The organism is Pseudomonas syringae, assembly GCF_021605415.1.
GTDB classification, from domain to species: domain Bacteria; phylum Pseudomonadota; class Gammaproteobacteria; order Pseudomonadales; family Pseudomonadaceae; genus Aquipseudomonas; species Aquipseudomonas syringae_S.
The window spans coordinates 14,572-28,155 of sequence record NZ_WKEQ01000039.1 but is presented as its reverse complement, the minus strand read 5'-3'; the positions used below and the strand labels follow the sequence as shown (position 1 = coordinate 28,155).

Below are 13,584 nucleotides of genomic sequence, written 5' to 3'. Positions count from 1 at the left end.
TCAAGTTATTGCTCAAAACTCTGCGACAGATTCTCGTTACGCCTCCTTTATTGCTCGTAAATCTCCGTTCTGTAAGGGTTTTCCTTTAATGCGCGCCTTGACGGTGTGGTGGGCGCATTCCTATAGTGTGCACAAGTGGCGGAAAGTGGCATGAAGTGGGTTTTTTGAGCTCAAAACGCTAAAAATTGGAGAAACGCAGACGTGTTTCGCGGAGCTAACGCAATCAGTCTCGATGCAAAGGGCCGTCTCGCTATGCCGAGCCGGTACCGTGACGAGCTCGTTTCGCGTAGTTCCGGCCAATTAATCGTCACGATCGATGCCGTTGATCCATGTTTGTCTGTTTACCCCCTCGATGAGTGGGAAATTATCGAAACCAAGTTGCGCGCACTCCCTTCGCTTCGTGAAGAGAACCGTCGCCTGCAGCGTTTATTGATTGGCAACGCCGTCGACCTCGAACTCGATGGCAGTGGCCGTTTTCTGGTTCCACCGCGTCTGCGCGAATACGCCAAATTGGACAAGCGCGCGATGCTGGTAGGCCAACTGAACAAGTTCCAATTGTGGGACGAGGATGCATGGAACGCGGTATCCGCCGCTGACCTTGCTGCTATTCAACAACCGGGCGCCATGCCTGATGAACTGCGTGATTTGATCCTGTGACTATTGATAGCGGCTTTAACCACATCACCGTACTGCTTGACGAAGCCGTCGAGGCTCTCGCCGTACGTCCTGATGGCTGCTATCTGGATGGCACGTTCGGGCGCGGCGGACATAGCCGGTTGATCCTCAGCCAGCTCGGGACGGACGGTCGACTCATCGGATTCGACAAGGATCCTCAAGCGATTGCCACCGGGCAAGCGCTAGCGGCCGAAGACGGCCGCTTTGTCGTTGTGCAGCGCAGCTTTGCCGAGCTGGGTTCGGTCGTCGCCGAGCGCGGCCTGGCCGGCAAGGTCAGCGGCATTTTGCTGGATCTGGGCGTGTCCTCGCCGCAGCTCGACGATGCTGAGCGCGGATTCAGCTTCCTCAATGACGGCCCGCTGGACATGCGTATGGATCCGTCGCGTGGTATCAGCGCGGCCGAATTCGTCAACACCGCACCCGTGGAAGAAATCGCCCGCGTGTTCAAGGAATACGGCGAAGAACGCTTTTCCGGTCGCATGGCCCGTGCTGTTGCCGAGCGCCGCGATATCACGCCTTTTGAGCGCACCGCCGATCTGGCCGAAGTGCTCAAGGTCGCCAACCCGGCATGGGAAAAGGGCAAGAACCCGGCCACCCGTGCATTCCAGGGTCTGCGTATCCACGTCAACAACGAATTGGGCGATCTGGAAGCCGGCCTTGATGCCGCACTGGAAGCGCTGGAAGTGGGCGGCCGCCTGGTCGTCATCAGCTTCCATTCGCTGGAAGACCGCATCGTCAAACTGTTCATGCGCAAACTGGTGAAGGGCGAGGCGGACAATCTGCCGCGCAATCTGCCGGTGCGTCACGTGGCTTTCGAGCCGAAAATCAAAGTCCACGGCAAAGCGCAGACGGCCTCCGACGCCGAACTCAAAGCCAACCCACGTTCCCGTAGCGCTGTCATGCGCGTCGCGGAGAAGTTGCGGTGAGCAAGCTTTTCGCCAAGCCACTGCCCGGCGGCAGCTTCTTCATGATGCTGCTGTTCGTCGGCGTGATCGTGTCGGCCATCGGCGTGTCTTACAGTGCGCACTGGAACCGGCAGTTACTCAATACGCTATATAACGAATTGAGCGTGCGCGACAAGGCGCAAGCCGAGTGGGGTCGCTTGATCCTGGAGCAGAGCACCTGGACGGCGCATAGCCGGATCGAAGTGCTGGCCACCGAACAGCTGAAGATGCACATCCCTGGTGCCGCCGACGTGAAGATGGTGGCGCCATGATGAAACTCGAAGGCGCACTGTTCCCATGGCGTTTCCGTCTAGTGCTGGGCTTGCTCGGCATCATGGTGGCCGCGATCTGCTGGCGCATCATCGACCTGCAAGTGGTCGACCGTGACTTCCTGAAAGGTCAGGGCGACGCACGCAGTGTTCGTCACATCCCGATTCCAGCCCACCGTGGCTTGATTACCGACCGTAACGGCGAGCCGCTAGCCGTCAGCACCCCGGTGACGACGCTGTGGGCGAATCCTAAAGAAATGCAGCTGGATAAAACCAAGTGGCCGGCTCTGGCGGCCGCGCTGGGGCAGGATCCGAAAGCCCTGTCGGAACGCCTCGAAGCCCAGGCCAGCAAAGAATTCATTTACCTGGTGCGCGGGATGACCCCCGAGCAGGGCCAGGCCGTGCTCGACCTGAAAGTCCCGGGCGTCTACGGCATCGAAGAATTCCGCCGCTTCTATCCGGCCGGTGAAGTTACCGCGCACATGGTCGGCTTCACCGACATTGATGACCACGGTCGTGAAGGGGTCGAACTGGCCTATGAAGAATGGCTGGCCGGTGTGCCTGGCAAGCGGCAGGTCATCAAGGATCGGCGCGGTCGGCTGATCAAGGATGTCCAGGTCACCAAAAACGCCAAGGCCGGCAAGCCCTTGGCGTTGTCCATTGACCTGCGTCTGCAATACCTGGCCAACCGCGAACTGCGCAACGCGATCATCGAGAACGGCGCCAAGGCTGGCAGCCTCGTGATCATGGACGTGAAGACCGGCGAAATCCTCGCCATGGTCAACCAGCCGACCTACAACCCGAACAACCGTCGCAACCTGCAACCGGCGATGATGCGTAACCGCGCGATGATCGACGTGTTCGAGCCGGGTTCGACCATGAAAGCGATCTCGATGAGCGCCGCCATCGAAACCGGCCGCTGGAAACCGAGTGACACTGTTGAGGTGTATCCGGGTTCTCTGCAAATCGGTAAATACACCATCAAGGACGTTTCCAAGTCCGAAGGCCCGGTGCTCGACCTGACTGGCATTCTGATCAATTCCAGTAACGTCGGCATGAGTAAGGTCGCCTTCGATATCGGCGGCGAGACCATTTTCCGCCTGGCGCAGAAAGTCGGCCTCGGCCAGGATACCGGTCTCGGCTTCCCGGGCGAACGCGTCGGCAACCTGCCGAACTACCGCGAATGGCGCAAGGCTGAAACCGCAACGCTGTCCTACGGCTACGGTATTTCCGTGACCGCGATCCAGTTGGTTCATGCCTTTTCGGCACTCGCCAACAACGGTCGCCTCGCGCCGCTGACCCTGATCAAAACCGACAAGCCGCCGCAGACCACGCAAGTGCTGCCGGAAGCCGTGGCGAAAACCATGCAAGGCATGTTGCAACAAGTGATCGAAGCGCCGCGCGGCGTGTTCCGTGCCCAGGTGCCGGCGTATCACGTGGGCGGCAAGTCGGGTACTGCGCGCAAGACGTCGGTCGGCACCAAGGGTTATGCCGAAAATTCCTACCGCTCGCTGTTCGCCGGTTTCGGCCCGATGAGCGATCCGCGTTACGCCATTGTGGTGGTGATCGATGAGCCGACCAAGGCCGGTTACTACGGTGGCCTGGTCTCGGCGCCGGTGTTCAGTCGCGTGATGTCCGGCACCCTGCGCCTGATGAATGTTACCCCGGACAACCTGCCAACCACAGAACAGGCCAACGCTACGGTCGTTCCGCTGAAAGCCAATGGAGGGCGCGGCTGATGTCTCTGAGTCTGAACAAGATTTTCCCCCACGCCGGCCACGATCTGTTGATCCGTGAACTGGCGCTCGACAGCCGTAACGTGCGTGCGGGCGACCTGTTCCTGGCGGTGCCGGGCGGCAAGTTCGATGGTCGTACGCACATCGCCGATGCCTTGCAACGCGGTGCGGCTGCGGTGGCGTATGAAGTGGAAGGCGCCACCGTGCTGCCGATCACCGACGTGCCGCTGATTCCAGTCAAAGGCCTGGCGGCGCAGCTGTCGGACATTGCCGGGCGCTTTTACGGCGAGCCCAGTCATCACTTGAACCTGATCGGCGTCACCGGCACCAACGGCAAGACAAGCGTGACCCAACTGGTTGCCCAGGCGCTGGATCTGCTCGGTCAGCACTGCGGCATCGTCGGCACCCTCGGTTCAGGTTTCTCTGGCGCGCTGGAAAGCGGCTTGCACACCACGCCGAATCCGATTGCCGTGCAAGCGACGCTCGGTGACCTGAAAAAGGCCGGCGCCAAAGCCGTGGCCATGGAAGTCTCGTCCCACGGTCTGGATCAGGGGCGGGTCACCGCGCTGGCATTCGACGTGGCGGTGATGACCAACCTGTCCCGTGATCACCTCGATTACCACGGCACCATGCAGGCCTACGGCGAAGCGAAAGCCAAGCTGTTTGCCTGGAATGATCTGAAATGCCGCGTGGTCAATCTCGACGACGAATTCGGCCGGCAACTGGCCGCTGATAAACGTGAGTCGCGACTGATCACCTACAGCCTGCTCGACAGCAGCGCGTATCTCTATTGCCGCGAAGCGCAGTTCGATGACGAAGGCGTGCGCGCCACACTGGTCACGCCGCAAGGCGAACACCATTTGCGCAGCACTTTGCTGGGCCGATTCAACTTGAGCAACGTTCTGGCTGCCATCGGCGCACTGCTCGGTCTGGAGTACGCGCTCGACGAAATTCTCAAGGTGCTGCCGAAGCTTGAGGGCCCGGCCGGACGCATGCAGCGTCTGGGTGGCGGCACTCAACCGCTGGTGGTGGTCGATTATGCCCACACGCCGGACGCCCTGGAAAAAGTGCTGACGGCGCTGCGTCCTCACGTCAAAGGTCAATTGCTGTGCCTGTTTGGCTGCGGCGGTGATCGTGATCGCGGCAAGCGTCCGTTGATGGCCGAAGTGGTCGAGCGTCTGGCCGATCGCGTGCTGGTCACCGACGACAACCCGCGCACCGAAGACCCGGCAGTGATTTTCGATGACATCCGCGCCGGCTTCACGGCTGTGGATAAAGTCACTTTCGTGGCCGGTCGTGGTCAGGCTATTGCTCAACTGGTGGCCGGCGCATCGGCGGATGACGTTATTGTCCTGGCCGGAAAAGGTCACGAGGACTATCAGGAAATCAATGGCGAACGCCATGCATTCTCTGATCTGGTCGAAGCCGATCACGCCCTGACCGCGTGGGAGGTGGCCCATGCTTAAGGCCTTGAAACTCAGTGAGCTGACCAACGCACTCGATGCGCGTCTGGTCGCAGGCGATGTTTCCTTTAATGGCGTGAGCATCGACAGCCGCGCGATCACGGCTGGGCAACTGTTTATAGCCCTGACCGGCCCGCGTTTCGACGGTCATGACTATTTGAACGACGTCGCCGCCAAAGGCGCGGTCGCTGCACTGGTCGAGCGTGAAGTCGCCGACAGCACGTTGCCGCAGTTGCTGGTGAAAGATACCCGTCAGGCTCTCGGCCAATTGGGTGCGCTGAACCGTGCCGCGTTCACTCAACCGGTCGCAGCCGTGACCGGTTCCAGCGGCAAGACCACAGTCAAGGAAATGCTTGCGAGCATTTTGCGCACCCGCGGCCCGGTACTGGCGACCCGTGGCAACCTGAACAATGACCTCGGCGTGCCGCTGACCCTGATCGAACTCGCCGCTGAACACAGCGCGGCAGTGATCGAACTGGGCGCTTCTCGTCTCGGCGAAATCGCTTACACCGTGGGCCTGACCAAGCCCCATGTCGCCATTCTGAATAACGCCGGAACCGCCCACGTCGGTGAGTTCGGCGGCCCGGAAAAAATCGTCGAAGCCAAAGGCGAGATCATCGAAGGCCTGGCCGCCGATGGCGTGGCTGTGCTGAATCTTGACGACAAGGCTTTTGGCATCTGGAAGGTTCGCGCAGGCAACCGCAAGGTGCTGACCTTTGCCCTGGCCAATGAGCAGGCCGATTTCCATGCCAGCGATCTGACCACCGATGCGCGTGGCTGCCCCGCGTTCAATCTGCACAGCCCTGACGGTATGGAGCGGGTGCAACTGAATTTGCTCGGCACTCATAACGTCGCCAATGCCCTGGCCGCCGCCGCCGCCGCACATGCCTTGGGCGTGTCGCTGTTCGGCATCGCCACCGGGCTCGGCGCTGTGCAACCGGTCAAGGGCCGCACCGTCGCGCAACTGGCGAAGAACGGCATGCGCGTGATCGATGACACGTACAACGCAAACCCGACGTCCATGTGCGCCGCCGTCGATATTCTCGCCGGTTTTGCCGGCCGAACCGTCCTCGTGCTCGGGGATATCGGTGAGCTGGGGGACTGGGCTGAGCAGGGGCACCGCGACGTGGGCGAATACGCTCGCGGCAAGGTTGCCGCGCTTTACGCCGTCGGACCGATGATGGCCCACGCGGTCAACGCTTTCGGCCCAGAGGCCCGTCACTTCGGCAGCCAAGCCGAACTGATCCAGGCCCTCGGCGCCGAGCAGGATAAAAACACCACTATTTTGATCAAGGGTTCGCGCAGCGCGGCGATGGAAAACATCGTTGCGGCCCTGTGCGGATCCAGTCTGGAGAAACATTAATGCTGCTGCTGCTAGCGGAGTATCTGCAACAGTTCCACAAAGGCTTCGCGGTCTTTCAGTACCTGACCCTGCGCGGGATTCTCGGTGTGCTGACCGCGCTGGTTTTGTCGCTGTGCTACGGCCCGTGGATGATCCGTACTCTGCAAAACCGTCAGATCGGTCAATCGGTTCGTAACGACGGCCCGCAATCTCATCTGTCCAAATCCGGCACACCAACCATGGGCGGCGCGCTGATTCTGTCGTCCATTGGCGTCAGCACTTTGCTCTGGGCCGACCTGAGCAACCGGTATGTCTGGACAGTGTTGCTGGTGACGCTGCTGTTCGGCGCCATCGGTTGGGTCGACGACTACCGCAAGGTGATCGAGAAGAACTCTCGTGGGTTGCCGAGCCGCTGGAAGTATTTCTGGCAGTCGGTGTTCGGGCTCGGCGCGGCGATCTTCCTTTATATGACCGCGTCCACTCCAGTGGAAACCACCCTGATCTTGCCGATGCTCAAGGACTACAGCATTCCGCTGGGCATCGGCTTCGTCGTGCTGACCTACTTCGTGATCGTCGGTTCGAGCAACGCGGTCAACCTGACTGACGGCCTCGACGGTCTGGCGATCATGCCGACCGTGATGGTCGGTGGTGGCCTGGGCATCTTCTGCTACCTGTCGGGTAACGTGAAATTCGCTGAATACCTGCTGATTCCTTACGTGCCGGGCGCAGGCGAGCTGATTGTGTTCTGCGGCGCGCTGATCGGTGCCGGGCTCGGCTTCCTGTGGTTCAACACCTACCCGGCGCAAGTCTTCATGGGCGACGTCGGTGCATTGGCACTGGGCGCCGCGCTGGGCACCATCGCAGTGATCGTCCGTCAGGAAATCGTCCTGTTCATCATGGGCGGCGTGTTCGTGATGGAAACCCTGTCAGTCGTCATTCAGGTGGCGTCCTTTAAGCTGACCGGTCGCCGCGTGTTCCGCATGGCACCGATACACCACCACTTTGAACTCAAGGGCTGGCCCGAGCCGCGTGTGATCGTCCGTTTCTGGATCATCACCGTGATTCTCGTGCTCGTCGGCCTTGCCACCCTGAAGCTGAGGTAGAACGAGTGTCTCTGATCGCTTCTGACCACTTCCGCATCGTTGTCGGCCTCGGCAAGAGCGGCATGTCCCTGGTTCGCTTCCTGGCGAACCGGGGCACGTCGTTTGCCGTGGCCGATACGCGGGAAAATCCACCGGAACTGGCCACGCTCAAGCGTGACTATCCGCACGTGGAAGTGCGTTGTGGCGAGCTGGACGTCGAATTCCTCTGCCGTGCCGACGAGCTCTACGTGAGCCCCGGCCTGGCGCTGGCGACTCCGGCCCTGCAAGCCGCCGCCGCCCGTGGCGTGAAACTCTCAGGCGACATCGATTTGTTCGCGCGTAACGCGAAGGCGCCGATCGTGGCCATCAGCGGCTCGAACGCAAAGAGCACCGTTACCACGCTTGTTGGTGAAATGGCGGCAGCGGCCGGCAAGCGCGTCGCCGTGGGCGGCAACCTCGGCACGCCGGCATTGGATCTGCTCAGTGACGACATCGAGCTGTACGTGATGGAACTGTCGAGTTTCCAGCTGGAAACCACCGACCAGCTCAACGCCGAAGTGGCGACCGTGCTCAATATCAGCGAAGACCACATGGATCGCTACAGCGGTCTGCCGGCGTACCACTTGGCCAAGCACCGGATCTTCCGTGGCGCGAAGCAGTTTGTGGTCAATCGTCAGGACGCGCTAACCCGTCCACTGATCGGCGAGGGCCAGTCGTGCTGGACGTTCGGTCTGAGCAAGCCCGATTTCAAGGCGTTTGGTCTGCGCGAAGAGAACGGTGAAAAATACCTCGCCTTCGAATTCCAGAACCTTATGCCGGTGCGCGAGCTGAAAGTGCGTGGTGCGCATAACCAGTCCAATGCCCTGGCAGCATTGGCGCTGGGTCATGCAGTCGGGCTGCCGTTCGACGCCATGCTTTCTGCGCTGCGTAACTTCGCCGGTCTGGAACATCGCTGCCAGTGGGTGCGTGATCTGGATGGCGTCGGCTATTACAACGATTCCAAGGCGACCAACGTCGGTGCTGCACTCGCTGCCATCCAGGGTTTGGGCGCAGACATAGAAGGCAAGATCGTGCTGATCGCCGGTGGCGACGGCAAGGGGGCCGAATTCAAGGATCTGCGTGATCCAGTCGCTGCCCATTGCCGCGCCGTAATCCTGATGGGCCGCGACGCCGACAAGATCGGCGCGGCCATCGGTGATGCCGTACCGCTGATCCGCGCCGCCTCGCTGATCGAAGCCGTCGAGCAATGCCGCGCCGCCGCACAACCGGGCGACGTCGTGTTGCTCTCACCGGCCTGCGCCAGTTTCGACATGTTCAAGCATTACGAAGACCGTGGTCACCAGTTCGTCCGCGCCGTGGAGGAACTGGCATGAACCTGAGAAACATGATCAAGCCGTACCCATCGCCGCTGATCACCGGACGTGGCATCGACCTCGATTTCCCGATGCTCGCCGGTTGCCTCGCGCTGCTCGGTCTGGGTCTGATAATGATCGCGTCGGCCTCCACGGAAGTGGCGGCGGTGCAATCGGGCAGCGCGCTGTATTACATGATTCGCCACTTGATCTACATCGTGCTGGGTCTGGGCGCCTGCATCGTCACCATGATGATTCCGATCGCCACCTGGCAGCGTCTGGGCTGGTTGATGCTGCTCGGTGCGTTCGGCTTGCTGGTGATGGTGATCATTCCCGGCATTGGCCGCGAAGTGAACGGTTCGATGCGCTGGATCGGTTTCAGCTTCTTCAACGTTCAGCCGTCCGAGATCGCCAAGGTGTTCGTGGTGATCTACCTCGCCGGTTATCTGGTGCGTCGCCAGAAAGAAGTGCGCGAGAGCTGGATGGGTTTCTTCAAGCCGTTCATCGTGCTGCTGCCAATGGCAGGCCTGCTGCTGATGGAGCCGGACTTCGGTGCCACCGTCGTCATGATGGGGGCCGCTGCGGCGATGCTGTTTCTGGGCGGCGTCGGGTTGTTCCGTTTCTCGTTGATGGTGGTGCTCGCGGTTGCGGCGGTGGTGCTGTTGATTCAAGTGCAGCCATACCGGATGGCGCGTCTGACCAACTTCGCCGACCCGTGGGCCGACCAGTTCGGCGCCGGCTATCAACTGTCCCAAGCCTTGATCGCGTTCGGTCGCGGTGAATGGCTGGGCGTCGGCCTGGGCAACAGCGTGCAGAAACAATTCTATCTGCCGGAAGCCCACACCGACTTCGTGTTCTCGGTGCTGGCCGAAGAGCTGGGCGCGGTGGGTTCCCTGATCACCGTCGGGCTGTTCGTCTTCGTGTGTATTCGCGGCATGTACATCGGTTTGTGGGCAGAGAAGGCCAAGCAGTTTTTTGCGGCTTATGTGGCTTACGGTCTGTCGTTCCTGTGGATCGGTCAGTTCCTGATCAACATCGGTGTGAACGTCGGTCTGCTGCCGACCAAGGGTCTGACCCTGCCGTTCCTCAGCTACGGCGGCAGCTCGTTGGTCATCTGCTGCGCCTGCCTGGGCCTGCTGTTGCGAATCGAGTGGGAAAGTCGAACTCACCTGGGCAGCGAAGAGATGGAGTTCCAGGAAAGCGACTTCGCCGAGGAGCCGAATCATGGGCGCTAACGTCTTGATCATGGCGGGCGGCACCGGCGGCCACGTGTTCCCGGCGCTGGCATGTGCTCGTGAGTTTCAGGCACGCGGCTTTACCGTGCACTGGCTCGGCACGCCGCGCGGCATCGAAAACGATCTGGTGCCGGCGGCCGGTCTGGAGTTGCATCGCATCAACGCCAGTGGCTTGCGTGGCAAGGGCAAGCTGTCGCTGCTCAAGGCACCGTTGATGTTGCTTAAATCGGTCTGGCAGGCGCGGGCGATCATTCGTCGGTTGCGGCCCGTCTGCGTGGTCGGCTTCGGTGGTTATGTGACTGGCCCGGGCGGGCTCGCGGCGAAACTGGCCGGCGTGCCGGTGATCGTTCATGAACAGAACGCTGTCGCCGGCACCGCCAATCGGTTGCTGGTGCCGTTCGCCGCCCGGGTGTGTGAAGCGTTCCCCGACACCTTTACCCTGTCGAGCAGCCGCCGCACCACCGGCAATCCGGTGCGCAGTGAGCTGTTCCTCGAAACGCCGCGACCTGCCCTGGCCGGTCGCAGGGCGCGTTTGCTGATCCTGGGCGGAAGCCTGGGCGCAGAGCCGTTGAACAAGTTGCTGCCTGAAGCCTTGGCGCAAGTCGCTGCCGATTTGCGTCCGGAAGTGTTTCATCAGGCCGGCAGAAATCACGATGAAGTGACTGCAGAGCGCTACCGCGCCGCCGGCGTTGAAGCGCAGGTGCAGCCGTTCATCAAAGACATGGCCCACGCCTATGGCTGGGCCGACCTGGTGGTATGCCGCGCAGGCGCGCTGACCGTCAGTGAACTGGCCGCCGCCGGTCTGCCCTCGATGCTGGTGCCTCTGCCCCATGCGATCGACGATCACCAGACCCGCAACGCCGACTATTTGGCCCGGGAAGGCGCTGCCTTCCTGATGCCGCAAAGAACGACTGGTGCCGCGGATCTTGCCGCGCGCCTGACAGAGGTCTTGATGCAACCGCAACGACTTGAAGAAATGGCCCAAGCGGCCCGCCGTCTGGCGAAACCCGAAGCCACCCGTAACGTGGTCGACACCTGCCTGGAGGTGGCCAATGGTTGAGAGTCAGAAAGCCATGCCGCACCCGGAAATGCGCCGCATCCGTCGCATCCACTTCGTCGGTATCGGCGGCGTGGGCATGTGCGGCATTGCCGAAGTGCTGTTGAACCTGGGCTATGAAGTGTCCGGTTCCGACCTGAAGGCTTCGCCGGTCACCGAGCGTCTCGAATCCTTCGGTGCACATATCTTCATCGGTCACCGTGCCGAAAACGCAGCGGCCGCCGATGTGCTGGTGGTGTCGAGCGCCGTAAACACCTCCAACCCGGAAGTGGCCACCGCTCTGGAACGCCGTATCCCGGTGGTGCCGCGTGCCGAAATGCTGGCAGAGCTGATGCGTTACCGCCACGGCATCGCCGTTGCCGGTACGCACGGCAAAACCACCACCACCAGCCTGATCGCTTCGGTGTTCGCGGCCGGTGGTCTGGACCCGACATTCGTGATCGGTGGTCGTCTGAATGCAGCTGGCACCAATGCCCAGCTCGGCACCAGCCGTTACCTGATCGCCGAAGCCGATGAAAGCGACGCGAGCTTCCTGCACCTGCAACCGCTGGTGGCCGTGGTCACCAACATCGACGCCGATCACATGGCGACTTACGACGGCGACTTCAACAAACTGAAGAAAACCTTCGTCGAGTTCCTGCACAACCTGCCGTTCTACGGTTTGGCGGTGGTGTGCCTGGACGACCCGATCGTGCGCGAAATCCTGCCGCTGGTGAAACGCCCGACCGTGACGTATGGCTTCAGCGAAGAAGCGGACGTGCGCGCCATCAATGTGCGCCAACAGGGCATGCAGACTTTCTTCACTGTTCTGCGTCCTGACCGCGAGCCGCTCGACGTGTCGGTGAACATGCCCGGCAACCATAACGTGCTCAATTCCCTGGCGACCATCTGCATCGCCACCGACGAAGGCGTCAGCGATGAAGCCATCGTTCAGGGCTTGTCGGGCTTCCAGGGTGTCGGTCGTCGCTTCCAGGTCTACGGCGAACTGCCGGTCGAGGGCGGCAACGTGATGCTGGTCGACGATTACGGTCACCACCCGACCGAAGTCGCTGCCGTGATCAAAGCCGTGCGCGGTGGCTGGCCGGAGCGTCGACTGGTGATGGTTTACCAGCCGCACCGTTACAGCCGCACCCGCGACCTGTACGACGATTTCGTCAATGTACTGGCCGATGCCAACGTCCTGCTGCTGATGGAAGTCTATCCGGCCGGCGAAGAGCCGATCCCGGGGGCCGACAGCCGCAAGCTGTGCAACAGCATCCGTCAGCGCGGCCAGCTCGACCCGATCTACATCGAGCGTGGCGTCGACCTGGCGCCGCTGGTCAAGCCGCTGCTGCGTGCCGGCGACATTCTGCTGTGCCAGGGCGCCGGTGATATCGGCGGTCTCGCACCAAAACTGTTGAAAAGTGAGTTGTTCGCCGGTGCCATCGTTGCGCCGGTCGAGGGGAAGTTGAAATGACTGCTGCCTACGCCAACCTCGCCTCCACGATTGCGCCGAAAGATTTCGGCCGCGTCGCCGTGCTGTTCGGCGGCAAGAGTGCCGAGCGTGAAGTCTCGTTGAAGTCCGGCAACGCCGTGCTCGAAGCGTTGCAAACTGCTGGCGTCGACGCGTTTGGCATTGATGTCGGCGACGACTTCCTGCAACGCCTGCTCGCGGAAAAAATCGACCGCGCCTTCATCATTCTGCATGGCCGTGGCGGTGAAGACGGCAGCATGCAAGGCCTGCTCGAATGCGCCGGCATCCCCTACACCGGCAGCGGCATCCTTGCCTCGGCACTGGCAATGGACAAGCTGCGTACCAAGCAGGTCTGGCACAGCCTCGGGATCCCGACGCCACGTCACGCCGTGCTGCGCAGCGAAGCCGATTGTATTTCTGCAGTGACGGAACTGGGCCTGCCTTTGATCGTCAAACCGGCCAATGAAGGTTCAAGCATCGGGATGGCCAAAGTGAATTCCGCGTCAGAGCTCGTCGACGCCTGGAAAGCGGCCAGTACCTACGATTCGCAAGTGTTGGTCGAACAATGGATTCAGGGTCCGGAGTTCACCATCGCCACCCTGCGTGACCAGGTGTTGCCTCCAATCGCCTTGGGCACGACACACAGTTTCTATGACTACGACGCCAAGTACGTGGCGAACGATACCCAGTATCGGATCCCGTGCGGGCTCGATGCCGCCAAGGAAAAACAGCTCATGGATCTCACGGCGAAAGCCTGTGAGGCACTGGGTATCGCCGGTTGGGGCAGGGCGGACGTGATGCAGGACGCCGACGGCCAGTTCTGGTTCCTGGAAGTGAACACCGCACCGGGCATGACCGATCACAGCCTGGTGCCGATGGCGGCCCGTGCTGCCGGTCTGGATTTCCAGCAACTGGTGCTGGCGATTCTGGCCGCCAGTGTTGCAGACGCTGGTAATCAAGAGGCGCGAGGTTAAGA

General features: G+C 61.3%; 12 protein-coding genes. All 12 read left to right on the top strand.

What is annotated here, in order from left to right; genetic code table 11:
* Positions 1-201 precede the first annotated feature (201 nt).
* From mraZ to GIW69_RS22135, 12 genes are read left to right on the top strand one after another with little or no spacing between them, the layout of a single operon-like run.
* A complete protein-coding gene (gene mraZ / locus GIW69_RS22190; RefSeq protein WP_003178209.1) occupies positions 202-657 on the top strand; it encodes a division/cell wall cluster transcriptional repressor MraZ in 456 nt (151 codons plus the stop codon).
* Positions 654-1,601: a 16S rRNA (cytosine(1402)-N(4))-methyltransferase RsmH gene (gene rsmH / locus GIW69_RS22185; RefSeq protein WP_496570946.1), complete on the top strand. Its 948-nt coding sequence runs from the start codon at positions 654-656 to the stop codon at positions 1,599-1,601. The genes mraZ and rsmH overlap by 4 nt, the downstream gene beginning before the upstream one ends.
* Complete coding sequence (ftsL, locus tag GIW69_RS22180) at positions 1,598-1,891, top strand: cell division protein FtsL (protein ID WP_236484911.1); 294 nt, start codon at positions 1,598-1,600, stop codon at positions 1,889-1,891. The genes rsmH and ftsL overlap by 4 nt, the downstream gene beginning before the upstream one ends.
* On the top strand, positions 1,891-3,627 hold the full coding sequence (locus GIW69_RS22175) for a peptidoglycan D,D-transpeptidase FtsI family protein (protein ID WP_236484930.1): 1,737 nt from the start codon (positions 1,891-1,893) through the stop codon (positions 3,625-3,627). Before ftsL ends, GIW69_RS22175 begins: the two co-directional genes overlap by 1 nt.
* A complete protein-coding gene (locus GIW69_RS22170) occupies positions 3,627-5,090 on the top strand; it encodes a UDP-N-acetylmuramoyl-L-alanyl-D-glutamate--2,6-diaminopimelate ligase (protein WP_236484910.1) in 1,464 nt (487 codons plus the stop codon). Before GIW69_RS22175 ends, GIW69_RS22170 begins: the two co-directional genes overlap by 1 nt.
* Entirely contained in the window at positions 5,083-6,450 is a 1,368-nt protein-coding gene (locus tag GIW69_RS22165; RefSeq protein WP_236484909.1) for a UDP-N-acetylmuramoyl-tripeptide--D-alanyl-D-alanine ligase, read from the top strand. Before GIW69_RS22170 ends, GIW69_RS22165 begins: the two co-directional genes overlap by 8 nt.
* Positions 6,450-7,532: a phospho-N-acetylmuramoyl-pentapeptide-transferase gene (mraY, locus tag GIW69_RS22160; protein WP_236484908.1), complete on the top strand. Its 1,083-nt coding sequence runs from the start codon at positions 6,450-6,452 to the stop codon at positions 7,530-7,532. The genes GIW69_RS22165 and mraY overlap by 1 nt, the downstream gene beginning before the upstream one ends.
* Before the next feature lie 5 nt (positions 7,533-7,537).
* A complete protein-coding gene (gene murD, locus GIW69_RS22155; RefSeq protein ID WP_236484907.1) occupies positions 7,538-8,884 on the top strand; it encodes a UDP-N-acetylmuramoyl-L-alanine--D-glutamate ligase in 1,347 nt (448 codons plus the stop codon).
* Positions 8,881-10,098: a putative lipid II flippase FtsW gene (gene ftsW / locus GIW69_RS22150; protein WP_496570945.1), complete on the top strand. Its 1,218-nt coding sequence runs from the start codon at positions 8,881-8,883 to the stop codon at positions 10,096-10,098. Before murD ends, ftsW begins: the two co-directional genes overlap by 4 nt.
* The gene (gene murG, locus GIW69_RS22145) at positions 10,088-11,158 is read left to right on the top strand and encodes an undecaprenyldiphospho-muramoylpentapeptide beta-N-acetylglucosaminyltransferase (protein ID WP_236484906.1); all 1,071 of its coding nucleotides are present in this window, start codon (positions 10,088-10,090) and stop codon (positions 11,156-11,158) included. The genes ftsW and murG overlap by 11 nt, the downstream gene beginning before the upstream one ends.
* On the top strand, positions 11,151-12,611 hold the full coding sequence (gene murC / locus GIW69_RS22140; protein WP_236484905.1) for a UDP-N-acetylmuramate--L-alanine ligase: 1,461 nt from the start codon (positions 11,151-11,153) through the stop codon (positions 12,609-12,611). Before murG ends, murC begins: the two co-directional genes overlap by 8 nt.
* Positions 12,608-13,582, top strand: coding sequence for a D-alanine--D-alanine ligase (locus tag GIW69_RS22135; RefSeq protein ID WP_236484904.1), 975 nt, complete (start codon positions 12,608-12,610; stop codon positions 13,580-13,582). The genes murC and GIW69_RS22135 overlap by 4 nt, the downstream gene beginning before the upstream one ends.
* Positions 13,583-13,584: the final 2 nt, after the last annotated feature.

Coding starts and splice junctions, on each gene's coding strand:
- GIW69_RS22175 (WP_236484930.1), top strand. CDS start 1,891: ATGAAACTCGAAGGCGCACTGTTCCCATGGCGTTTCCGTCTAGTGCTG.
- GIW69_RS22170 (WP_236484910.1), top strand. CDS start 3,627: ATGTCTCTGAGTCTGAACAAGATTTTCCCCCACGCCGGCCACGATCTG.
- GIW69_RS22165 (WP_236484909.1), top strand. CDS start 5,083: ATGCTTAAGGCCTTGAAACTCAGTGAGCTGACCAACGCACTCGATGCG.
- mraY (WP_236484908.1), top strand. CDS start 6,450: ATGCTGCTGCTGCTAGCGGAGTATCTGCAACAGTTCCACAAAGGCTTC.
- ftsW (WP_496570945.1), top strand. CDS start 8,881: ATGAACCTGAGAAACATGATCAAGCCGTACCCATCGCCGCTGATCACC.
- murG (WP_236484906.1), top strand. CDS start 10,088: ATGGGCGCTAACGTCTTGATCATGGCGGGCGGCACCGGCGGCCACGTG.
- murC (WP_236484905.1), top strand. CDS start 11,151: ATGGTTGAGAGTCAGAAAGCCATGCCGCACCCGGAAATGCGCCGCATC.
- GIW69_RS22135 (WP_236484904.1), top strand. CDS start 12,608: ATGACTGCTGCCTACGCCAACCTCGCCTCCACGATTGCGCCGAAAGAT.